The sequence below is a fragment of the Legionella jamestowniensis genome, assembly GCF_001467745.1.
Classification (GTDB): Bacteria; Pseudomonadota; Gammaproteobacteria; order Legionellales; family Legionellaceae; genus Tatlockia; species Tatlockia jamestowniensis.
In genome coordinates, this window is the sequence record NZ_LNYG01000013.1 from 1,393,618 (window position 1) to 1,417,493 (window position 23,876).

Consider the following 23,876-nt stretch of genomic DNA (forward strand, 5'->3'; position numbering starts at 1 on the left):
CCTAATTAAGTAATCTAATACAAAGTTTAGATCATTTTGCTTTAACCAGAGCGAAGCAAAAAGAGCGCTAAATGCTATAATTGCAACAAACAAGGGATTGGATAGAAGCGATGACCAGCAAAGGAATGAAACCAATTGTTATTATCACCGGCTCCGCTGGTAATATTGGCTCTGCCTTAACAAGCCAGCTCAAAGATGATTATCACGTTGTAGGTTTCGATAGGGCCGGAAGTGGCAGTGACTTTGAAATTGATCTCACATCCAAACCTTCAATTGAATTAGCCTTTAAGAATTTCAGGGAAAAATATGGCAATCACATTGCCGCAGTGATCCATCTTGCTGCTTATTTTGATTTCACCGGCGAAAACTCTCCACTGTATGATGCAGTTAATGTCAAAGGGACACAAAAGCTTCTGGCCGTTTTGCAAGATTTTGAAGTGGAACGATTTATTTTTTCCAGCACGATGCTCGTGCATCAACCTGGTAAACCGGGTAAAACAATCAATGAAGATTCATCCATTGAACCTAAATGGGCTTATCCTAAATCCAAGTGGCGTACCGAGCAAATTGTTCAAAAAGAACATGGTCCTATTCCCTATCTCATTCTAAGGCTCGCTGGTGTTTATGATGATTCTAGCTGTATCCCCACTCTGGCTAATCAAATTACTAGGGTTTACGAGCGGGACTTTAAGAGTCATTTATTTTCTGGTGATATGGATGCCGGGCAATCGTTTATTCATCGTGAAGATATGATTAATCTTTTTAAGAAAGCGCTTGAATATCGCAATGAGCTACCAGCAGAGGAAATTGTGCTAGGAGGGGAGCCAGAGATATTTAGCTATGAAGAACTACAGGAGCGAATTACCTGTTTAATCCATGGCGAAAAAGGGGACATTTTAAATATACCTCCTCCCCTGGCTAAGGCAGCAGCAGCTATGCAGAACAAATTAGAGCCGCTAGTCCCCGATGATTTTGATGAAGGAGAAAAACCTTTTATACGACCTTTTATGATTGATAGGGCCTCGGATCATTATGATTTAAACATTGAAAAAGCACGAACAAAGCTGCACTGGGTGCCGAAGCATTCCATCTATGAAACATTACCGAAAATAATTAATGCGTTAAAAACAAATCCAAAGCAGTGGTATAAAAATAATGGTTTAAATTTACCGGATTGGTTGGAATCCTTACCACCGAAAATTGATGTTTCACGAGAACAATATGAAACACTTTTTCGCACCGAACATCAGCAAAATTTATGGGCTTATTTTATAATTATTGGTTTGGGTTTTTGGCTTATTGCCTCGCCTGTTAGTTTAGGTTATGAATCTAACGCCCTAATCATCAGTGACATTGTAAGTGGTGCGGCGGTTGCCATGCTCGCTTGTTTGGCATTATCGTGGCGACTTGCCTTTGCAAGGTGGTTATGCGCAGGCGTTGGCTGCTGGATAATCACGGCACCGCTAGTATTTTGGGCCCCCACGGCAGCTGCGTATTTGAATGATACATTAATAGGCTCATTTATCATTGGTTTTTCAGTGTGCCTGCGTCCATTTGTTGGTGTCGCCCCGAACGCTATGCTTACAGGCCCGGACATTCCGTCAGGTTGGGATTTTTCCCCTTCGAGCTATTTTCAACGTTTACCCATTATTGTCTTGGCTTTTATTGGATTATTTATTTCACGCTATTTGGCGGCTTACCAGCTTGGTCATATAGATAGGGTGTGGGATCCTTTTTTTGCAGGCGCATTGCCTGACAATAAAAATGGTACAGAAGAAATTATTACTTCTTCTGTTTCAGAAGCTTGGCCAGTCCCAGATGCAGGACTTGGAGCAATGGTTTATCTTCTTGAAATTGTAGCTGGAATAATAGGTGGCGTTAACCGTTGGCGTACCATGCCTTGGTTAGTCTTATTGTTTGGCATTTTAATCGTTCCGTTAGGTGTCGTCTCAATCACATTTATTATTATACAACCTATCGTGCTTGATACATGGTGTACACTCTGTCTCATTGCAGCCGTTGCTATGCTGATGCAAGTTCCCTATTCGTTTGATGAGCTGGTTGCAACGAGTGTTTTTTTATGGCGTCGATGGAAAGCAGGTCGCCCATTATTGCGCATTTTTTTAGTGGGTGATAGCGATGATAATCCAAATGATAAGAAGGAAATTCAGGATAATTTTGAGCAATCGCCCTGGAAAATAATTCGGCAAACGCTGGACGGGGGTGTCAGTTTACCCTGGAACCTTGTTCTATGTTTAATCATTGGGGTATGGCTAATGTTTACCAGGCTTACCCTGGATACCTCAGGAGGGATGGCCAATGCCGATCATTTAATAGGGGCATTAATTGTCACAGTAACCGTCACAGCCTTGGCGGAAGTAGCGCGGGCGATACGTTTCCTTAATTTAATTTTCGCCCTCGCTTTATTGATTACCCCTTTTGTATACGGGGCTAGTGGAATCGCAACCGTTGCTAGCTTAATGTGTGGCATATTGCTATTTGTTTTATGTATTCCACGTGGGAAAATTGTTTCATCTTATGGCGAATGGAATAAATTTATTGTTTAAAATCAATCTGGTTATCACATCTGTACTAACTAGATTGATTGAGAAGTTTTGAGGGGTTAAGGTTGTTTACCAACTAAATGTATAATGCGTTTCATTTCTAGGCCCCCAGCCGTTTATAACGCGGACTTCCAGTTTTTTTTCAGAGATTAAAGTAAACTCCAGCACTGAACCCCAATAAGGGTTATAAAAATTAAACTCCTTTGTGGGCTGCTCGGCAGCATAATCTAATTTGCAGTAAATGGTTCGTGGTTCTGGGGCACCGAGTCCATCGCCATAAGCCAAATCTAATTGAACGGACGCTAGGGAGTGCGTTGTCGCTGATATTCCGCTTAACCCGTTGCATTTAATGCTTGCAGATTGTGTGTATTGATTATTAAGTTTTAAGCAGCTTCTGTTGGGTTGGGTACAGGGTTTTGCAAAACTCATACTGGCAATGAATGTCATAGCAAAAAAAATATAAAATCGTGGCATAAGAAGTAGAATTTTTAGAGGTGGTTTTTTTTATATCATTTTTGTTAAGTTATTGTCAAACGTGCCGAATTTACTAAATAGAGTTTAGGGTAAATGCTGAGAAATGAATGAATAGATTATATACAGCGCTCTTTCTTGAGGGTTTCCAGTTTACTGAAGGTGTAAGATGGCATAACAATAACTTGTGGTTCTGTGATTTATGGGGGAATACGGTTTATTGTTTTTCTGAAAAAGCCGAGCTTATCGAAAAAATTGCTGTTGATACACCCGTTGGACTAGGCTGGTTATCTGATGGAAGCCTATTAATCACTTCTCTAAAAAATAGGGAGTTACTAAAATATAACAACAATGGTTTATCCCTTTATCAATCCCTGGCGATGGCTGCACCAGGCTATTGCCATGACTTTGTGGTTTCCAAAAATGATACCATTTATTTAAGCGCTTCAGGTTTTTATCCAGCACATCAAGTAAAACCAGTTAAATCAACTGTTTTAATGATTACGCCAGAGCATGAGGTTAAGGTTGCAGCCACAAATGTTGGCTATCCAAATGGCATTGTTATAACTCCGGATAACAAGCATCTCATTGTCGCCGAAACCTTTGCGGCCACCGTCTCAATTTTCGATATTGATAAAAATCATACCTTGGTCAACCAAAGGCCATGGGTGAAATTTGATAATTTGGGATTTCAAGTGAGCTTCGATGAAAATGGGGTTCCTGAAGATTTAAATCGCCATTACCCTGATGGCATCTCTTTTGATGAAAAACAAAATGCGGTCTGGATAGCATCACCTGGAAAAAATGAAGTGCTATGTATCGGTGCTAATAGCGACTGCCTCGCCAATATAAAAACGCTTTATGCCCCTTTCGATTGCGCTCTTGGTGGGAAAGATAATAAGACGATGTTCATTGCCTCTACGGATAACAGCCAAAAGCAGAAACCTGGAAAAATCGAGAAAGTGATCTTTGAGTAAAATATTTTTACTTGCCAAAATAATTTTACTCAATATAATTAAAAAAATTTCATTTTGAAAAACAATTAAACAACAAAGATTTTATAGGTCTAACAGGTAGGAGTTTTTATGTATCTTAATTTAAGCGGAACATTAAGAGATTTTTTTCAGACGCTTGAGCCTGGTACTTTAGAAAAGTATTTGGATAATCCTGAGATTACCGAGTTGGATTTAAGTAGAAATAACTTTGAGCAGTTTACAGAAGAAGAACTGCTATTTGTTTTTTCCAATGTTCGTCTGGATGTAACAGTTCTGTATCTAGGCCTTAATAATCTCCATTTACTACAGCCGAATCTGTTAAACGCTCTTAAGGATTCATTGCCTTCAATAAAACAGCTCTATGTGTGTGAAAATGAAATTTTAAAGATGCCTGAAACTAACAAAGAGGCATTCAATGCTATTTTCCCTAATCTTGAGAGGGTTTCTTTTTTAAATGATCTTCTAGAAGAACAGGATAGGGGCGCTGAGCTTGAACACCTAAATTATTGCCGCCATTTAGGATTTAAAACAGAAGTGCCTTCCTTACGTTATCAATGTGCTTTTTTTACAAAAGCAAACCAATCAAGCAGTGGCCTTGAAGGTTCACTTCCACAGGAATTAAGCACCTATATAGATAGTTTAAGTGTTTTCGAAACTGCAGAGATACTTGAAGCCAGTCGAACGTGTACCTTGTTCTAATAATTTTGCCGAATTTCCATGAGCTTTTGGATTAGACGCCAGATTAATCCACCAGGTGAAAATAAATCTTCGCCAGTGGGTGGCTGACGTCTCTATCTTTTTATTCTGCTTCTGCTGTAAGGGTATTCTTATTTATTATGGGAGAAGCATTAAGAAAATGTTGTAAATCTTCAGGAGTCCCTAACCCCCACATTTTATCCACCGCATACGCCTTAAATTTCATGCCATCAGCAATGCCTTCATTGTAAACGGGCGCAACATAAAACTCATTGTTCACGCGAATATTTTTGTCAATCATTTGCTTGGCGTAGCGGACATAATCTCTGCCGTGTGTCCAATAATAAATGCCTACGGTTGCTTGATTGGAGATGACTTCCTTTTCACGGAGCATATTTACATTACCATGTTCATCTAATCGAATGTAGCTCCATTTGGGATGAGTACTTTCAAACGTTAAAATGCCCCCGTCAATATTTGGTGAATTCATAGCATGGAAAAATGCGCCACTTTCCCATTCAATGTATTGATCAGAGTTGGCAATTAGCAAGGGAGCTTCATTGTCAATATACTCAGCGGCCAGTAGGGTGCTGCAACAAGCACCTTCTGTCACTTGATCGGTAATAATAATCTTACAGCCTGGTGCAATGATTTTTAGCATGGATTCCAAATTGTAGGTTTCATAATGATCTCGCCGCACAATAAAAATAAAATTGGCACGAACATTTAAATTTTCAACCACAAGCTGAATCATTGGCTTTTCATTAATGCTAATTAACGGCTTGGGAAAGGTAAAACCGGCATTCACAAAGCGACTACCTGCCCCTGACATTGGAATTAAAACGTTCAATGATTCGTCATGCCATTCCGCTGATTTAACTTGGCGTTGCATATCTTGATAAATTTTAGCAACAGTAACTTCTGCCGGGCTTTTAACTGCACACAAGTTTGCTCCCGAAGATATAGCAGCTGTACGACCAACATAAGAATCTTCAACAATCAATGTTTCTTTGGGCAAAACCTTCTCTTTAATCATTGCTAACCAATACATTTCAGGATGGGGCTTTGGAGAAATGACATCCTGATTTGATATAAAATAATCGACATATTTCATTAAATTCAGTTTTAACAAAATAAGCTTGACTGTTTCACGTATAGAGTTAGAACAGACATAAATCTTTAACCCATCCGCTTTAAGTTTTTTGAAAAGTTCTACAATACGCGGATTAGGTTCAAGTACTTCATCAATAACTTCAAACGTAAGTTGCTGTTTCTTTTCCCAGATAAAAGGATGTAACTGTCGGTCTAACCCACGCTGTGCTGTAAGGAGGTCTAATTTGCGCTGGGTACTCAACCCATCGAAGAGTTGTAAGTGTTCTTTAGGGGAAATGACATAACGATTGTCAACTTCAGCCAAGGCTCTGTTTAAAGCGAGGAAATGATGTTCTCTCGAATCAACCAACACACCATCCAAATCAAAAATTACTAGCTTTATATTCATCCTATTACCTCGTCAAGCACAGGAATTAATTCCCGGCAATGTTTCATTCGGCGTTCATGCTCAGGTGGTAAAGTCATATAATCGCCATACAATTGGCTTAAAATAACTTCGGCCTTATTAGGAATAAGAAATTCACCTGTCTCAAATGCTGCACGTTTTAACGGGTAAATGTCTTCACGAGTGACAAGATTAGCATTTACGCAATCATAGCCATAACCCAGATAGAGGCTATCACTAAGTTTTGCCTGCTCAATGAATTGCTGTAATTTAGCTTCCAGATAGGTCTTTGGAATTAGATTGGCGATCGCTGCATAAACCTTGGCATGATGCCCCATCTGAACAGCACTGTATTTGTGGGTTAATAAACGTAACACTCTTTTGGATAACCATTTCTCACGCTTGCGCTGTTGCGAATTTGCCGGCATGGCGTCATAAACGAATACATCGATAAAGATCCCTTGTTGATAAGGCTCCTTCCCTGTTTCATGAATTTCAATAAAACGACTGTTGCGATCCCTTATTTTAAGAGGCACAGACAGGTTAAAATAACCCGGATCACTTTTTGGGGTTTGTAAGTGCATATGGGATGGAATTTCAGAGGGAGCAAGCTTTAGGAATGCTTCAAAACTGGCCCGAGGCATAGAAATATCCAAATCATCATCCCAAGGAATAAAACCTTGATGACGAATTGCCCCTAAAAGGGTTCCCCCTTCAAGCCAATAGTCAAGTTTATACTTCTGGCAAACCTGGTCGATTACATGAAGCATATTAACCATTTTTAATTGGGCTTGTCTTAACCGGCCATCGCTTTGGGCGCGATGGATAAAGTTTGCATGTTTAGAATCTTGAGAAGCAGGCTGCACCTTACCCTTGCTTGTCATGAATATTCCTTTACCAATAAAAGAGGGGGAATTATAGCTTGAGTGAATTATTTGTAAAAGAATAGCTATAAAAACCTGTTATACGGCGTAGGGCCATGATCATTTTTTTTTCAGTTATGTTATACTGCTAGGCTTTCGGCTAAGTTAATCGCCGCAACAAACAATCGCCCCTGCACAATTTTAAAATCCTGCTAAACTTTAAAAAAAATTGGTGAACTATTATGTTTAGATTATTTGACAAAACAAACTCAAGAGAAGAACAAGAGCAACTTATTTTTGAATTGAGTGACTCTATTCAGGTAACGCTACATTTGGAAAACGCTCCCTTCTATTCGCGTCTTTATCTTTTGAAGGATGGGAAAGAGCTGACCAATGCCTCTATTTCTTATGAGGATACACAAAAAATAATGGCCTATCATAACCAGTCTCGAAATATGAAACAAAACAATGAGAGGTTGCTACAGGAATTAAATCAATTAGGACTGGGCAATTTTAATCGGGTACTTATTGAGCAAAGCACCGCAATCTCTGAAAATTCAAATCGATGTAGTTAATAGCTTAAGGGTTACTGCTACTGATTGTGCATGAGGAAATTTTATCGGCTATATATTATTAAAGACCCACAGGCAGGTTAAATGATGTTAAGCCCAAAAAAAACTCATATCGCAATTGTTGGTTCTGGTCCTATTGGACTATATACCGCCATTCTTTTAAAGGATAAGTATGGCGGTTCTATTGACGTTACTGTGCTTGATTCTCGCGTTAACAGCTATGAAAGACCAGGTATTATTGCCAAACAAGCGGTACAGATTATCAATTCTTCTTTTAAATCAAGAGAGATACCAGAAATATATGTACCGGATTCCAAGGGGGAGCCCGAAAATTCTGTTTTTATAGGGGACCTGCAACGCGTTTTACTTGAGTCAGCTAAAAGCTATGGTGTAAATCTGGTTGATAAATCATTTGCAGAACTGGAAAAAAACCAAATAAAAACAAAAGAAGGACTAACGCTTACTTGCGATTTGCTCATTGATTGTAGCGGTGAAAATAGGTCTGTTGCGCGATTTACCGCGGAAAAATTTGGTGGAGATTCTACGTTTGGGATTCAAAGGATTGCCGAAAATCCTATAAAAAATCATTTTATAGCCTATGTCCAGATGGATGAAGAAAACAGTGGGCGATGTAAAATATTGGATTTAAAAACGCGAGATCCACTTGTTTATGCCAAAACGATGGAAGATTTGCAACAAAAGTATGGATGGAAGGAATTTGCTGATCCCGAAATGGTCATTTCGAAGTGGACTACAAAAGGTGAAGGGGCTCGTTACTGTTTCTACTTTGAAATCCCAGAGAAAATAGCCCGAGAAGATAGTAGTGTACAAGAAGCCTATCTTAAGGACTTATTGCTGTTAAAAACAGGACAATCCATAGCGTTTACCAGAGAAGAAGGCCGGCTGAAATTTCTTCCCTTTGACGTGGACCCAAAATATGTACCTGATCCTGTTAATACTAAGAACTATGCCATTCCCGTGGTGCTATGTGGCGATGCGTTAATGAGCCCTGAGTATCGTTTTGGTACAGGTGTGGCCAATGGTGTGCGCTGTGCTACAGGGCTGGTGAATTCTATCCACATAACCCCATTGGAACTATCGGTTCATAAGGGGAAATTTGCGACAGAAACCGATCATATTGTCCAGGGTCACCTTAAAGAAGTAAGAGACAGCTATCAGTCTAAAAGAAATCAATTATCGGATAGAAATTTGCTGGAAGCGTACAGCATGTATCAAAAAGCGTTTACTCAAGCGAAAGAGGCTGGAGGTAAAGCGGTTGAAGATTTGGCAAAAGTAGAGCATGGATTATTTACTTTAGCTGACAGATTCAAGAAATCGGCTGATGAAAAATTTCGGGCAGCCATGGAGAAAAAACGACTGGGGCAGCATTTCAAGCCTGAGCTTGAGAAAGCGGAACTATTTTATAAATCTGCCTTGGAAATTTATGAAAATTACACACCCAATTATCAAGTCTTAACTGAATTACATGTGGAGAAATCGAAAATATATTCTAATTTGGCAAAAGTGTTTTTTAATACAGGAGGAATAAAGGAGACTATTCGGCATGCTGAAGTAGCATTAGAAACTGCGATAAAATATAAAGTCCCAACCGTAATTAAAAGTGCAGCAGTCACGCTTGAAACCGCTTACAAAAAGATTTTATCAGACTATGAGACCGATTTTCCTAATGATAAATATCTTGAAAAAATTGACCTTAATAAGAAGCTGGCAACTATTGCTACCAAATATCTTGAAAAAGATGCAACACCTTACCTAAAAGAAATAGAAAAATTTGGGCAAAAAGTAATCGAAGTGCAGGAAGCGATGAAACAACGAATGAGTGATCTAAAAATAGACACAAAAGAAAAAGATTCATCGCTGGATAAGGGATTGTAGTGTCTTATTTTAAACTTGCTAATGAAGATGAGATAACCTGAGTTATTTTTCCTCATAAGCACGTTTGAGCGCGGCAATATCCAATTTTTTCATGGACAAGAACGCCTTTGTTATCCGGTCAATTTGCTCACGCGTGCCATGTTTCATCATGTCATCAAGACTTTTAGGTGAAATTTGCCAAGAAAGTCCGTATTTGTCTTTTAGCCACCCGCATTGTTCTGCTTCGGGCACTGCAGAAAGCCTCTCCCAATAGTAATCTATCTCTCTCTGATTTTCACAGTTGACCATAAAAGACAGGGCTTCATTGAAAGAAAAATCATGCGCTTGAGCACTGTCCATGGCAGCAAACCATTGCCCTGCCAGCATGAAATCGGCAAACATGAGAGTCCCTTCTGTTTCCGATTTGTTGTCAGCGCCATAGCGAGTGATATTGCCATGCTTTGAATGTTCAAAAACAGAAGTGTAGAAGTTAATCGCTTCTTCTGCTTTGCCATTGATGCTACCTACGAACATGAAAAACGGGGTGATAAAAGGTCGTTTATCGGAATTGGAATCTGCAAGGAAGAGTTGCCAGGAAAGGCCGTATATGTCTTGTATCCAACCATAACATTTGCTGAAGGAGTATTCTTGAAGTGGCATAAGTACCGTTCCTTCTTGGCCCAACGCATCCCATAATTTGCGAAGATTTTCTTCAGAATGCTTTTCTTGCGAAGGATTAAAATTTAGAAGGAATGAGATTGAGGGATTAAATTTAAAAAAAGGACCCGCACTAATCGCCATAAACGATTGATTAGAAAGTTCAAAAGACACCACATCGCAATCTCCTGACGGAGTGTTGTGAAGGGTGGTGACATTGGTAACCCTGGAGTCAGGAAATAAGGAGGTGTAAAACTCGGCAGCTTCTTTTGCTTCCTTGTCGAACCATAAATGAGGGGTTATTTTTTGCATGATCTAAACTCCTTTCAATTCAACGGCAAGCCTTTAAATCTTTTGCCAATAATATCCTATTTTGATTACACAGAATATTACCGATCATCACAAGATCCATTTTTTTATTGAACAAAAAAAATTTTATTTGTTATTATAAATGACTTGTTTGGTTAAATGGTATACATGTATGACTGACATTATTTTTATTGGGGCTGGTCCTATTGGTCTTCTAGGTGCAATACAGTTAAAACTACGATGCCCAGAAAAAGAAATTCTCATGTTTGAGAAATATAACGATCCCATAAGAAATCATGCGATGTATGTTGAACAGAGCTCCTTTGCTGGAATGGATAGAAGTCAAGGCTTTGGGGAACTTCTTGATAATATTCCTACAAAAGTCATCATTAGTGATTTGGAAAAAACATTGAGAGAGTATGCAGCATTAATTGGCATCAAAATTGAATATCAAGAAATCAAAGACTTTAATGAACTAAAAGGGCGATATCCAGATACCAACTACTTTGTAGGCAGTGGAGGTTTGCGAGGTATTATTCATCCTCAGGTTTTTAATGCTGAGAATCAAGTGAATGAAACGTTGCGTTATGCTGTCGAAGTGAAATACAAGGTCTCTGGGGCAACACGTTCACTTAATAAAGTGACAGAACTGCCAGGCGTACTTGCTCATACCAAACATCTTGTCTCTGAGTATGTAGGTCGATTAAAAGAAGATCTTACACCGGTGTCTCTAAGAATTTTTATTGATGAATCTGCTTATGAAACCATGAAGCATGCGACCTTCAAGTCACCTTATACGTTGGTAGATAAAGATAAAATTCCAGCTGATTTATATCAGACTATTGCAACTTATTTGAAAGCAAGGGAGCATCTCGCCGGTGAAAACATCGATGAGGGTAGTTTAAAAATCTCTACTATCACCTTATCCATTTATGCGAGTAAAGATTTTTGTAGAGAAGTGGATGGGAAGGTTATTTTTCAAATCGGAGAGGAGGGCTTTGCCTGTCCTTTTTATCGAAGTTTTAATGACAATGCATCATGCATTCCCTTTTTCATTAAGGCGATGAAAGCATTGTTTGAACACAACAATGTTGAGTCGAATAAAATTGCGTCCAGCTCATTTTTTAGTGTTTCTGCTGTCGAAGAAACGCCTCTTGAATATTATCAGCGTAGTGTGCAACGATTAGTAAACAGTGAAATAAGGGTCATTCATTCCTTGAATTTTGGGATTAAAATGCTTGAAACCTCAGTTGCTTCATCCCAATCTATACCTAAACTGTCAGGGGCTAAATTGAACTTTAAAAAAGGAGGCAAAACCTTCCTGGATGAGGTAAAAAGGGAGGAAAAAGATAATAAAGCGCCTTCTTCATCAACATGCATCCTGATATAAAAAAATAGATTTAATCAGGAAAAATACCTTTACTCAGAACGAAATTTTTTATGGTTTTTGCCAACGACGTGAATTGGAGGAACCGAGATTTATTGCAGGAGATCAACTTTGTTAAAAAAAAATGTTAGACATAGTTGATTCTTCTGAACGGGGCTCTACGAATTCTCCCTTTAAATTCTTTGCCGATTATTTAGTTAGACTAAAAGAGCTTTCTCTGGTAGTAATGTGTAATATTGAATCGTCGTCGTTTTTTTCAACAAACTGCAATTCGTAGGTTGAAACAAATTTAGCAATAGTCAATTTAAATAAAATTTCAGTGACTGCGAAGGCTGGGCAATTGCGCTGGCCTACAGAAAAGGGGACGAATGGAAATTTACCCAATGTATGACTTTTATAGTCCCCACTTCCTTCTGTATCTAGCTGTTGTTTAGGTTGTAAAAAACGGATAGGGTCAAATTTTTCCGGATTAACCCAATATTCTTTACCTTTAGCTAAGGCTTCCAAATCAAAGATAACCATGGTATTGGAAGGTATGGTCATTGAATCCGATAAATAACCACGTTCGGTATATCGCGGTATGGCAATGGGTGCATCAAACCTCATGGATTCTTTGTAAAAAGCATCCAATAGAGGTAAAGATTTAAGAGTACTAATAGATACGTCTTCTTTTAAAATCTGGTTATTACTATTAATTTCATCTTGGAGCATTTTCATTTTATCTGGATCTGATGCAATTTGTACCAGACACAAAACAATAGCATCAGTTAGGTTGTCTGCGGCTTTTAAAATCATCGGTATTGATTGGACAATGGGATTTTCAAAATACCTTCTAATCGTGGCAATAGATAAAGATCTCAAAGCAGATAATAGATCTTTATCTGACAAGGTCGGATGTTCTTCTTTAAATAAACTTATGACTGAAGCAGCTATTAAATTAGCATTTACTGGATCATTTTCTGTATGCAGTACTTTAACTAGTTTTTCGAATTCTTGCTCTAAAATCCCTTTTGAAAAAGCCCTGTATACCTCTTTTTTTTGTCTCAAGCTTGGCATTAAATTAAGCAATTCAGGAAAAGGAAATGCCCCCCAGCGTTTGACATCATTTCTATACGACTCCATTACTTGATAAGTATTGGTTGGTAATTTGTTAATCCCTAATAAACTTTCTACCATGGCTGTACGGATAATGCCGCAGACAGTATGTCTAACCTGGATATCTGTGTTCCGCTCAACACTTTTTTCTATTTCGGTGACAATTGAGTTAATAAATCTGGATGGAGTAAGAAAACGGGATAGATTTTTTCTGGCTACCATTGCGGTATGACCCGTTTCAGAAATAATGAAAAAATCATTACCAGAAAAAAATTTAAAAGAGGCATGTCCTCGCCGAGATAATTTTTCCTGATCAAATTGATTGAGTAATTCAATAAGTTGCGTGTGAGATTTTGGTGTAATTACTGCATAGTTCCCACCTAAATATCCCAGGCTCACAACGCTATAACCTGCTTTATTGCTTCGCGCTGCAGCGGTTAATGTTTGAATCATGACTTTAGGATCACGAATAAACTCTTGGGTAAAGCCAAACCCTAGTCTCTCTATCTGGCGTAAAAATTCTATCGCTACGTCATAGGCTTGAGTGGAGTAATAGCGGATACTTAATACGATTGAGCTTTCAAATAAATTGGCAAACATGAGATTTTCAAAAAATGAATCAATGTGTTGAATTTAAATCAAGAGTATTTCACTGTAAACTGATTTTTAGTTTATATGGATTTACCACTGGCAAGTATGCCTAACCTTAAATAATAACAGCAGTAACCCCCTTTGATAAAAGCCTAAATATCTTTTGCATTAGGTGCTATTTTAAATGAAGTGGGAGCTAACATTTTTGCAAGTAGCTCGTAAGCATCGTTACACGGGACAAAAATTTTTGAATTATGTCACTGCCGCACCATTCTCACTCCTTTTTGGAAGTCGTCGCTTTCCTGCCGCTTCTTCCCCTGCGATTTTAGCTATGAAATTATTTTCTCAACCAACATTTCCTTTGCCAATTTATTAGAGGCAATTGACGTTAGATGCCCATTATCAAACGTTGTGATACCTTGTTTTTTATCTTTGCCAATATAGGTTAAACAACCCTGCTGATTACAAAAGAAATGAATCAGGTCTATAAACAAAATATCTTTGCTTTGCTTAAAATGTATCACCAACTGATTATTCAGGTTAATAATTTCTTGATTGATGCCAACCATAGTTCGCCTAGGTGTATTTCTCCAAAGATTTTTGGCAATAATCTTATGAAGTGCAGGGGTCCATTGTGGAACGGGACCTGTAAAAATAATTTTTTTTACTCCCCTTTTTTTAAGTTGATTAGCCACAAGAATCATCTTTGATAGAGAGTGCCCTTTCGCCTGTCCAACAATAACTACATCAGGTTTTGTTTTTTTGATGGTTTGCAATGTTTTCCAGTTAGATTGATCGCAATAATTCGTGGTTGAAGGTTTTGTAACCTCTGGATTAGCAGCGCAACCCGAACTAACACCCAATAAAATTTGCCAATCTTTAGGCAGGTTATTGACTAACCCGTAATAAAGTTGCTGTACATGGGAGTCTCCCCACAGCAATACAGAATGGGAATAGGATGAGGAACGAGTAAAGCAACTCTTGCTAATCGTAGAGCGGGGAATAGACGTAGCTCGCCCCAACCTATATTTATCTACATCATAAAAATCACAATCCGCACGATATTTTTCTAATATTTTCTCCCTTGTATGATAACCCCACTCTGGAAGGGAGTCCTCAAAATAAGCTGAGTATTCAGTTCGTTCGTCACTTTGTTTAAAAATATTCGATTTATAATCAATTAAACCTAGGGCAAGGATTATTACTAAGGTAGTAGCTAACGAAGCAGAGATTTTTAGAGAACCCGCCCTAATCGGTTTTTCTATAAACCGGTAGGTTAACCAGGCTAGTAAAATCGAGCTGCCAACAGCAATAAGCCTTAAACTATTTGAAACGTTGCCTTTGAGGATATGTAAGAATGACAAAAGAGGCCAATGCCATAGATAAAGAGGGTAGCTAATCAAACCTACCCAAACCATCAGCCTATTCGCTAATAGTTTATTATTCAACCATGAAGCTGGACCTGCTGCGAGTATAAAAAAGGTGCCTGTGGTGGGCAGTAATGCCCACCATCCTGGGAAATTTTTTTCCTTATTTAAGAGTATAAAACCGGCAAATAGTAGGGCGAATCCTAAAAGTGATTGCGTATTTTTAGATGTTTTGATGAGTTTAGAACAATGTAAAGTAGCATACGCTAACACTCCCCCTATCATCAATTCCCAAAACCTTGAAAAAGGAAGATAGAATGCGGCCATCGGTCGGCCACTTGCTATCAAATGGAGGTTTGCAATAAAAGAAACGAGGGCGATCACCACGGTTATTCTGAAAAAATTCCAATGATGTCTCCACACGAATGCTAGTAAGAGTGGCCAAAAAATATAAAATTGCTCTTCAACAGCAAGACTCCAAAAATGCAAAAGCGGTTTAGTTTCAGCAGAATTATCGAAATACCCACTTTCACGCAAAAGAATAAAGTTTTGTATAAAACCTGCACTAGCAGAGGTATGTTTCCCAAGCTGGGTATATTCATCTGGAAAGAGGACAATCCAGCCGATGACCAGGCAAGCGGTGAGCACCACTATTAGGGCCGGAAATATTCGCCTGACGCGTCGGGCATAAAATTCAATGAGGCTGAAACAATCCTGTTCCAGGCTTGAAAAAACAATCGGTGAAATTAGGAATCCTGAGATAACAAAGAAGATATCAACGCCGATAAATCCCCCTGGTAATATCGCAGGAAACGCATGGAATATAACCACTGCAAGAATAGCAATGGCACGCAGCCCATCAATATCGGCACGATAGGCTGAATGTACTAAAGAAGAATGCTTTGGGGACGCAGGATTGAGTGGTTTTTTAGACATTATTTAAACCATAGTCGAGTATAGGGCTAGCAAACCGCACTATTTTATCCAGATTATTTAGAGAGGCAATTACATTTAAGGTATTAGTTATGCGTTATCTACGTTGAGCTCAAGCAGGGGCTTACAGTGCACCCTAGCACCTACTCAGTTTTTACTTTGGTGATGTTCACGCAATTTTTTATCAAAATTATACTGGGAGAGAGAATAGACAGCCCATAAAGCTGCAGGTATCCATCCAATAAGCGTAATTTGCAAAATTAAGCATATTATACCTGCTAGGGGCCTTCCAATGGTAAAAAAAACAAGAAATGGCAAAAAGATAGCTATAAGAAGTCGCATTGATGTTCCCACTTAATCAACATTATTTTAATAATAGTAAAGGATTCTGAAGATGTTAATCAAATGCAGAATCCATACACAAGACTATCATTCCACTGATTGACTTAAAATTATTTAAGAAAGTTTAGCCATGAAATAATTATCAGATAATGGAGTCTGATTTGACTGTCTCCTAAGCTTATTAGTTCCGAGACTTAACAACACTACGACACATTGTTAATAGTCCATTCTAAATCGGAATGTCGAGAAGAAATTTTTTCTCTGTCTTAATTTTAATCAATTTAATAACCTATCTTATTTATCGCTTAAGGGTAAAATATAAACTATTACATCAAGCGCTTATGAAGGTGAATCCTTATAAGCGAACAATTTGGAGTCTATATGTTTTTTGCATCACCGAAAATAAACCGTATTAGCAAACACTTAGAAACTACTCTAGCCGAAATCTGCCAAGATCGTTGGGCTTATTATTTGACTGTTGTAGGTTCTGCCGCCACGATCCAATATCGAGATCACTTACAGACACCAGTAGATAAAGAAGCAATTTTTAATACCTATGCCATTTTTCGTGAGAAGGAGCATTTTTCCTGGCGTATACCCGTAGATGATATGAATGAAATTTATTATTACAAAGTACGTAATGCACAAAAACAGTATGAGTTCTATAGCGGTCTTTTAAGAAAAGCACGGCTTATCAATAATGAATTACAAAAAAAAGATCCAGACTGTAAGCTCGTTATAAACACCGCACGAGAAATCGAGCGGAGTAAAATGACGGTTCCGTCTGTTTTTGGTGGGGATCCAATCGAACTAAATGTAGGTATGTCGCTTGGAGGAAATATCTTTATTGATTTCTTTGCCGGATTTGGGGGATTAATTTATGCCCCTATCATGGGGTTTGTAGGCCTATTATGCATTACCCCCTATTGCCTGGGTTACTCAGGCTATTGTGGAAGTCCGACATTTTTTCTAGATACGGCAAGTTATTTATGTAGCTCAGCATTTCAAGCCATGCGTTCTATAGTATTCCCAGCGGCGATGATGTATTCAGCGTACACCACTAATTCCTATAATCCTTTTACGAAAGGGGAAGTGAAGCGTTCTGTAGAGGGTATTATTTCCCTGGTTGAGGATTTACAAAAACAATCTGAGCTATGTGAACTTACAGTTTAAATTCTTTTAAAGTGTAGAAATAATAGAAAAAATTGCCAATCAAGAACCATATTCATCGCTTAACTGAAGGCACTTGCTGCCATCTATGATTTTAAACAGTAGCCCGTTGCTTGCAGCCGGGCTACTTGCTAGGACTAAATATTAACAGGATTTGATTGATTACAAAGATGAATAAAATCCGATAAACAAGTGAAGTTTTTTTGCCAAAGGGTGAGGAAAGAATGCGCCTCTTTTTGTTTTATTTCATTCTTTGATGCGACAATCACCTCTGCTGACTTGTCCAGAGAGGGTATAAAATTAGCGGAGATTTTCTCGAAAGCGGCATAATAATCGCAGTCGCTAAGTGTTTCGCCCATAGCAAACAAATAGCGATTTTTAGAACTTATTTTTTCAAGAATAAATTGCTTAAATGATGTATTTTGCTCCCCCTGCAGAATTGATTTATCTGTGCAATTGAAGTCCATTAAAGCAATTTTCGCTTTCTTTTGATTTGTGGTTTCACTTAAGACTATTCCTAAATTGGCATCACTAAGATCAGTTAAATTTAGAACCACACTTAGAATTAATAATCCTGCTGTTGCTAGCTGATCGACACGAAAAATCGCTTCTCTTTTTTTAAAAAAGCCTTGATGAATGGTATATAGGTCAAAATCACTATGCGACAAGTTATCAATATCTTGATAACTATAGCTTTTACCCGTCTTTTTTGAGTAATTCATATCTGTCGACAACAAATAGGCATAGTCGCTCGTAAAAACAAGTCTCACTTCCGGAGTCCGTACCCCACATTTTTTTGCCAGTTTAAAAATAATAAAATCAGTTAACTCATTATTATTGTAATCATGTGGGTCATAGCGTTTTACAAAGGTTTTTCTAAAGCTTTTATCAATGAGAATGACACCAGCTTGATTCCCTTTTTCCTTGGGCATCCAAATTTCTTCTGAAATTAAATTGTGTTTGAGTAAATCGTTAAAACAAGCTTCCGAAATTGATGTACCATTGCTTTGCGTTTGTCTGCCTCTTTTCATTAAGTATCTATTAATGATCTAAATGATCAAAATATTAACATTTAACTCAAAAATGATCAACATGAAGAAGAATATTTGGTTGCTTGCTGCGACTTAAACTAATTTTTGAACGCATTTATTATAAGGGGCAAACGACTAAACTATTTGCTATGGTAAAATTGCTTTTAAAGTGTTCTGATTCAAATACATTGATTAAAGACAGGATCTACGCTGGTTCAAATAAATGGCATGTTAACAGTTCAGATATCAAAAATGTGGGACAAGCATTGACTTTAGGGATTTGCGCTTGTGCTTTAGAAACAAAACCGTGTTTTTCCGCATGGGATATGAAAGAAAATAAATCATCAAAATAACCATCAATATTTAAGAAGCCAATAGGTTTGTTTAAAACCTCTATTTTAATAGCATTCCATGTATCAAAGGCTTCTTCTAAAGTACCTAAGCCCCCTGGCATCACAATAAATGCATCTGCTTTTTGTTGCATTAGTATTTTTCTTTCTTGCATGGTTTTTGTGATAATGAGTTCGTCCAATGAGGCTAAGGGCTTTTCCTGGGTTATAAGACTCTCAGGTATTATTCCTGTAACCTGTCCTCCTAAATCCATTACACGGGTTGCCAGTAGCCCCATCAAACCTAAACTAGAGCCCCCATAAATCAAGCGGATATTAGAACGACCCATTTGGCTTCCCAGCTGGATGACTACATCTTTAAAGCGCTCAGAGCTACCAGATTTTGCTCCCAGATAAACACATATGGATTTCACATGAATAACCAAAAATTAAAAAAGACATAATAAAAGCGGCTTGTTACTATTTTAATTGCTTTTGCTCCTCGCTAGCAAATAGATAACTCATTGAGGCCCTCCTCAATGATAGAAAGTCCAATTTCCAAATCGTTTACGTCAGTAGAAAGGGGCATGAGGAGACGTATTACATTTCCATACCCTCCGCAGCTAAGAATGACCAGTCCATGCTCTAAACAAAATCTTGTTAATTTATCCGCCGCTTCTTTATTGGGTATCTTCGTGCTTTTATCGTTCACCAGTTCTATCGCCTGCATAACACCCAAACCACGAAAATCACCCACTATTTTATATTTTTCTTTAAATCTAGAAAGCTTGGCGTGCAGTACTTTCGAAAGGGTAGCGACATTTTTCAAAAGCTCTCCTTCTTCAAAGATTTTGAATACTTCAAGCGCTGCTGCACAACTCAAGGGGTTTCCTCCAAAGGTTCCGCCCAACCCACCCACCATTGCAGCATCCATCATTTCCGCTTTCCCTGTTACAGCCGCGATGACTGTTCCACCACCAAGCCCTTTTGCTGATGCAGTAAGGTCAGGATCCACTCCCATGGCCTTCATCGCAAATAGATTTCCAGTACGTCCAAAACCAGATTGAATTTCATCCGCAATCAAAACAATGTTGTTTGCCGTACAAAACACACGAAGTTTTTGTAAAAAGGGGATTGGGAAGGGTATAAATCCTCCTTCCCCTAACACGGGTTCTAAAATCACTGCAGCGGTATTTTCAATGCCCACGCGAAAATTAACCAGTTCAGAAAAATCATTGAAACACTCTTCCACACAATTTTTTCCCTGCCAACGATACTCATACGGTAGGGGAGCACGATGAACTTCTGAGAGGAATGGGCCAAATCCATGCTTGTAAGGTTTATTCTTTGCTGTCAGTGCCATAGCCATGTAGGTGCGACCATGGTAAGCATGATCAAAACAAATTACGGCTTGCTTTCCTGTATAGGCACGAGCAATTTTAATCGCATTTTCTACAGCCTCAGCGCCTGAATTCAATAAGATTGATTTTTTTTCAAAATCCCCAGGGGTATGATAATTTAATTTTTCACACACTCTGATATAGCCTTCATAAGGAAGGATATTAAAACTGGTATGAAGGAATTTTTCAGCTTGAGCATGAATTGCATTGATTATCGCATGGGGACAGTGCCCTGTATTTACCACGCCAATTCCAGAGGAGAAATCCAAAAATACATTTCCATCGACATCCTCTATAAAGGACCCCTTTGCTCGTTCCACAAAGATGGGGGTAGTGTGAAATGGACCTCGCGCAACATGTTTATAACGCTCCTCCATCAATTTTTTTGATTTGGGTCCCGGTATTGGTGTTTTAATAGTAATTTGATCCATTAGTACCACCCAATTGGTGCATCATCTAGATTAATATTCACTTGCTTGATTTCAAGATAGCTTTCGATTCCATATAAACCTAACTCACGACCCGATCCACTTTGTTTGTATCCGCCCCAAGGCATTTCATTATGTGTTGGGTGGTAGTGGTTTACCCACAGAATGCCGGCACGGATTTGAGAGGTTACACGATGGGCACGGGTAAGATCTTTAGTCCACACAGCTGCTGCTAATCCGTACTCCGTATCGTTTGCAATTTGAATGGCTTCTTCTTCCGTGTCAAAAGGGATGACTGTGAGTACTGGGCCAAAAATTTCTTCTCGAGCGATTCGCATGGTGGGGTTTACTTCATCAAAAATAGTGGGTTCAAAAAAATACCCTTTTTCAAGCGCTTCACCGGTGGGGCGTTTCCCGCCACAGATCAATTTTGCACCTTCATCTATCCCTATCTTGATGTAATGCTCTACTTTTTCGAGGTGGGTGCGTGAAACCAGTGGACCCATTTTCACGTCCTTGTCTAAACCATGGCCTAGCTTGATGTTTGGAATTTTTTCCAACATTCCTTTCACTATTTTTTGGTGAATAGAACGCTCAACGATCAAACGCGAACCAGCAGAACATACTTCGCCTTGATTGGCAAAAGCGCCAAAAAGGGCGCCATCAATGGCCATTTCCAAATCACAGTCTGCAAAGACAATATTTGGGTTTTTGCCTCCCAGCTCTAATGATATTCGTTTCAAATTTCCCGTTGCGGCTTGCATTATTTTTTTCCCGGTAACGGTACCACCCGTAAATGCAACTTTATCCACCATCGAATTAGTTGATAATTCTTCACCTACTTCTACACCAGGACCAGTAACGAGATTCACTACACCTGCAGGAAACCCGCATTGATCGATCAGTTTGAATAACTCAAGCGCCGTTATTGGTGTCAGTTCTGAAGGTTTTAAGATGACGGTATTTCCTGCTGCAAGTGCTGGAGCAAGTTTCCAGGCTGCCATAAGAAGTGGGAAATTCCAGGGAATAATTTGTCCGCACACACCGATGGGCTCACGGACCACATAACTAAAGGAGTTTGCTGGAACCGACATCGTTTCGCCATGAATTTTAGTAGCGAGGCCGGCGTAAAATTCAAAACAATTGGCTGCATCGGTCACATCAAATTCTGCTTCTGCCAACGGTTTTCCACAGTTTCGTGTCTCAAGCTCTGCTAACATTTTTGCATTGGCACGAATCAAATCTGCAACTTTAAACAATAATTTACTTCTATCAAGCGCCGATACTTTTCTCCACTCCCCTTCATCAAAAGCCTTTCGTGCCGCCTTTATCGCAATCACCACATCTTCTTTGCTACTTTCGGGGACTGTTGCAATCAACTTACCATTACCGGGATCAATAATATCGCGAGTTGCCCCGTTTTGGGCTGAAGTAAATTTTCCATCAATATACATTTCATAACGTTTCATTTATTAAATCCCTTTTTATTGAATGCAATGAAGTTATTCTGGATAAATTTAAACTGTAAATCTTTAGACTGCTAGTTGCTTGTTTCATCAAATATAGTATAGAAAACTAAAGCAATAAACGCATTGGCCACACGCTGAATTATTGCAGCTCACGATCTTATTATTTTTGTGAACTATACTAAGGTGAGGGAGTTCAGTTTAAACCGATAAAACTCTGGAGTGTTAGTAATATTTATACTTTAAGTAATTATCAATAGAGCTTCTATTTCAAGGGTAATTATGGCTAAATCGGTCACTCAAACAGTTTATAAAAATAAAATTCTAATTCTTGGATTCGGCAGTATTGGCCAAGCAATTTTACCTCTTTTGTTCCAATATTTTAAATTAAAGCCCTCGCAAATTCACATTCTGGCCAAACATAGTTTTGGTGCTGATGTGGCAAAAGAGTATGGTGTTTCAGTCAAAGAAATGGCTGTTACAGAAAATAACTACCAAGAACTGTTATCCTCTATTCTTAAACCTGGTGATTTTTTGTTAAACTTATCCGTGGGAGTGTCCAGTATTGATTTAATAAAATATTGCCAATTCAATAAACTGTTGTATTTGGATGCAGCCGCTGAATGCTGGGAAGAACGGTATAGCGATAATAGCCAACTGCTTTCTAATTACGCGTTGCGTGATGCTACCTTGCAACTTGAAAAACAAGGGCCTACCGCAGTATTAAGGCATGGCGCCAACCCTGGGTTAGTATCCCATTTCCTTAAACAAGCCCTATGGAACATGGCAAACGATAATCATTTGGATTGTGCTCTTCCACAAAAAGCCGTGGAATGGGCGCAATTGGCCCACGATCTTGGCATAAAAACCATACATATTTCTGAACGTGATACGCAAATTTCTTCTCAACCTAAAAAAGAGAATGAGTTTATAAATACATGGTCAGTAGATGCTTTAATTTCTGAAGCGGTTCGGCCTGCAGAGCTAGGTTGGGGAAGTCATGAGGGCCATTGGCCCCCTGATGCGAATCATCACACATTTGGATCGAATTGTGGCATATACCTTAGCCGACCAGGAGCAGAGACCCAAGTCCGTACCTGGACCCCCCACTCGGGTCCCATTAACGGTTTTTTAATTACCCACACTGAGTCTATATCCCTTGCAGAGTATCTAACGCTACACCAAGACGGTAAAGTCTATTACAGGCCAACAGTTCATTATGCTTATCATCTCTGTCCTGATGCTATTTTATCTTTAAAAGAGCTCGTGCAAAGAAATTACATTACTCAAAAGGAAAAGCGTATTCTTTTGAAAGATATAGTTGATGGCTACGATGAGCTTGGGGTCTTATTAATGGGCAATAAAAAAGGCGCTTATTGGTATGGCTCTTATCTAACCATCCAAGAAGCTAGAAAATTAGTGGATCACAATAATGCGACAAGCTTACAAGTTGCCGCCGGGGTTTTAGCGGGTATGGCTTGGGCTATTAACAATCCAGAGCGTGGGATTACAGAACCTGAAGACATGGACCATGAGTATATCTTGAATATAGCCAACCCTTATCTTGGTCAAGTCGGGGGTTATTATACAGATTGGACTCCTTTACAGGATAGGGACAATTCAAATAATACTGATCAAAAGGACCCTTGGCAGTTTATAAATATTCGCATTGATGAAGCGGGATAGAACATTTTTGGAAAGATTCAAGTCTATCCTACAAGTTTAGAACAATTCAGGCGATTTAAAACGCTTTGAGTTTGCAATATAGCCTCCAGTTAAATTGCAAACTCCCATGAATTAAAGTTACCATGAATCAGAATTGTCATAGGCGTGTAAC

Annotated in this window: 19 protein-coding genes; 8 read left to right on the plus strand and 11 right to left on the minus strand. The window is 38.8% G+C overall.

What is annotated here, in order from left to right; translation table 11 throughout:
• Positions 1–110: 110 nt before the first annotated feature.
• On the plus strand, positions 111–2,567 hold the full coding sequence (locus tag Ljam_RS10455; RefSeq protein ID WP_058449971.1) for a vitamin K epoxide reductase family protein: 2,457 nt from the start codon (positions 111–113) through the stop codon (positions 2,565–2,567).
• A gap of 66 nt (positions 2,568–2,633) precedes the next feature.
• Here Ljam_RS10455 and Ljam_RS10460 read toward each other — a convergent pair whose 3' ends face one another.
• Positions 2,634–3,038 (minus strand): hypothetical protein, encoded by a 405-nt coding sequence (locus Ljam_RS10460; protein ID WP_058449972.1) that lies wholly within the window; start codon positions 3,036–3,038, stop codon positions 2,634–2,636.
• A 107-nt stretch (positions 3,039–3,145) separates the two neighbouring features.
• On the opposite strand from Ljam_RS10460, the gene Ljam_RS10465 reads away from it, so the two are divergent.
• A complete protein-coding gene (locus Ljam_RS10465; protein ID WP_058449973.1) occupies positions 3,146–4,012 on the plus strand; it encodes an SMP-30/gluconolactonase/LRE family protein in 867 nt (288 codons plus the stop codon).
• A 108-nt stretch (positions 4,013–4,120) separates the two neighbouring features.
• Positions 4,121–4,729 (plus strand): hypothetical protein, encoded by a 609-nt coding sequence (locus tag Ljam_RS10470; protein WP_058449974.1) that lies wholly within the window; start codon positions 4,121–4,123, stop codon positions 4,727–4,729.
• A 100-nt stretch (positions 4,730–4,829) separates the two neighbouring features.
• On the opposite strand, the gene Ljam_RS14970 is transcribed toward Ljam_RS10470, so the two are convergent.
• Positions 4,830–6,227 carry an HAD-IA family hydrolase gene (locus Ljam_RS14970; protein WP_082651618.1) on the minus strand — a complete coding sequence of 466 codons (1,398 nt, stop codon included), beginning with the start codon at positions 6,225–6,227 and terminating at the stop codon, positions 4,830–4,832.
• Positions 6,224–7,108, minus strand: coding sequence for a LicD family protein (locus Ljam_RS10480; RefSeq protein ID WP_058449975.1), 885 nt, complete (start codon positions 7,106–7,108; stop codon positions 6,224–6,226). The genes Ljam_RS14970 and Ljam_RS10480 overlap by 4 nt, the downstream gene beginning before the upstream one ends.
• Positions 7,109–7,329: 221 nt before the next feature.
• Here Ljam_RS10480 and Ljam_RS10485 point away from each other — a divergent pair, with 221 nt between their 5' ends.
• Both Ljam_RS10485 and Ljam_RS10490 read left to right on the plus strand, forming a co-directional pair.
• Positions 7,330–7,662, plus strand: coding sequence for a hypothetical protein (locus tag Ljam_RS10485; protein WP_058449976.1), 333 nt, complete (start codon positions 7,330–7,332; stop codon positions 7,660–7,662).
• Positions 7,663–7,743: 81 nt separating this feature from the next.
• On the plus strand, positions 7,744–9,555 hold the full coding sequence (locus Ljam_RS10490; RefSeq protein WP_058449977.1) for an FAD-dependent oxidoreductase: 1,812 nt from the start codon (positions 7,744–7,746) through the stop codon (positions 9,553–9,555).
• A gap of 42 nt (positions 9,556–9,597) precedes the next feature.
• Here the strand turns inward: Ljam_RS10490 and Ljam_RS10495 are convergent, their stop codons facing one another.
• Entirely contained in the window at positions 9,598–10,503 is a 906-nt protein-coding gene (locus Ljam_RS10495) for a VOC family protein (protein WP_058449978.1), read from the minus strand.
• Between the two features lie 169 nt (positions 10,504–10,672).
• Between Ljam_RS10495 and Ljam_RS15530 the strand changes: the two genes are divergently transcribed.
• The gene (locus Ljam_RS15530) at positions 10,673–11,890 is read left to right on the plus strand and encodes a hypothetical protein (RefSeq protein WP_238583717.1); all 1,218 of its coding nucleotides are present in this window, start codon (positions 10,673–10,675) and stop codon (positions 11,888–11,890) included.
• Positions 11,891–12,076: 186 nt separating this feature from the next.
• Here the strand turns inward: Ljam_RS15530 and Ljam_RS10510 are convergent, their stop codons facing one another.
• The 3 genes from Ljam_RS10510 to Ljam_RS10525 all read right to left on the minus strand — a co-directional run bounded on the left by Ljam_RS10510 (position 12,077) and on the right by Ljam_RS10525 (position 16,215).
• Complete coding sequence (locus Ljam_RS10510; RefSeq protein ID WP_058449979.1) at positions 12,077–13,582, minus strand: cytochrome P450; 1,506 nt, start codon at positions 13,580–13,582, stop codon at positions 12,077–12,079.
• Positions 13,583–13,902: 320 nt separating this feature from the next.
• Complete coding sequence (locus Ljam_RS10520; protein ID WP_082651619.1) at positions 13,903–15,876, minus strand: acyltransferase family protein; 1,974 nt, start codon at positions 15,874–15,876, stop codon at positions 13,903–13,905.
• Between the two features lie 144 nt (positions 15,877–16,020).
• Positions 16,021–16,215: a YqaE/Pmp3 family membrane protein gene (locus tag Ljam_RS10525; protein WP_058449981.1), complete on the minus strand. Its 195-nt coding sequence runs from the start codon at positions 16,213–16,215 to the stop codon at positions 16,021–16,023.
• 381 nt (positions 16,216–16,596) lie between these two features.
• Between Ljam_RS10525 and Ljam_RS10530 the strand changes: the two genes are divergently transcribed.
• On the plus strand, positions 16,597–17,388 hold the full coding sequence (locus tag Ljam_RS10530) for a hypothetical protein (RefSeq protein ID WP_058449982.1): 792 nt from the start codon (positions 16,597–16,599) through the stop codon (positions 17,386–17,388).
• Between the two features lie 134 nt (positions 17,389–17,522).
• Here the strand turns inward: Ljam_RS10530 and Ljam_RS10535 are convergent, their stop codons facing one another.
• The 4 genes from Ljam_RS10535 to Ljam_RS10550 form a co-directional block, all read right to left on the minus strand.
• Positions 17,523–18,416 (minus strand): hypothetical protein, encoded by an 894-nt coding sequence (locus Ljam_RS10535; protein ID WP_058449983.1) that lies wholly within the window; start codon positions 18,414–18,416, stop codon positions 17,523–17,525.
• A gap of 205 nt (positions 18,417–18,621) precedes the next feature.
• On the minus strand, positions 18,622–19,179 hold the full coding sequence (locus Ljam_RS10540) for an LOG family protein (protein ID WP_065235538.1): 558 nt from the start codon (positions 19,177–19,179) through the stop codon (positions 18,622–18,624).
• 71 nt (positions 19,180–19,250) lie between these two features.
• Positions 19,251–20,576, minus strand: a complete 1,326-nt coding sequence (locus Ljam_RS10545) for an aspartate aminotransferase family protein (protein WP_058449985.1) — start codon at positions 20,574–20,576, stop codon at positions 19,251–19,253.
• On the minus strand, positions 20,576–22,042 hold the full coding sequence (locus Ljam_RS10550; RefSeq protein WP_058449986.1) for an aldehyde dehydrogenase family protein: 1,467 nt from the start codon (positions 22,040–22,042) through the stop codon (positions 20,576–20,578). The genes Ljam_RS10545 and Ljam_RS10550 overlap by 1 nt, the downstream gene beginning before the upstream one ends.
• A 279-nt stretch (positions 22,043–22,321) precedes the next feature.
• Between Ljam_RS10550 and Ljam_RS10555 the strand changes: the two genes are divergently transcribed.
• A complete protein-coding gene (locus tag Ljam_RS10555) occupies positions 22,322–23,725 on the plus strand; it encodes a saccharopine dehydrogenase C-terminal domain-containing protein (protein WP_058449987.1) in 1,404 nt (467 codons plus the stop codon).
• Positions 23,726–23,876: the final 151 nt, after the last annotated feature.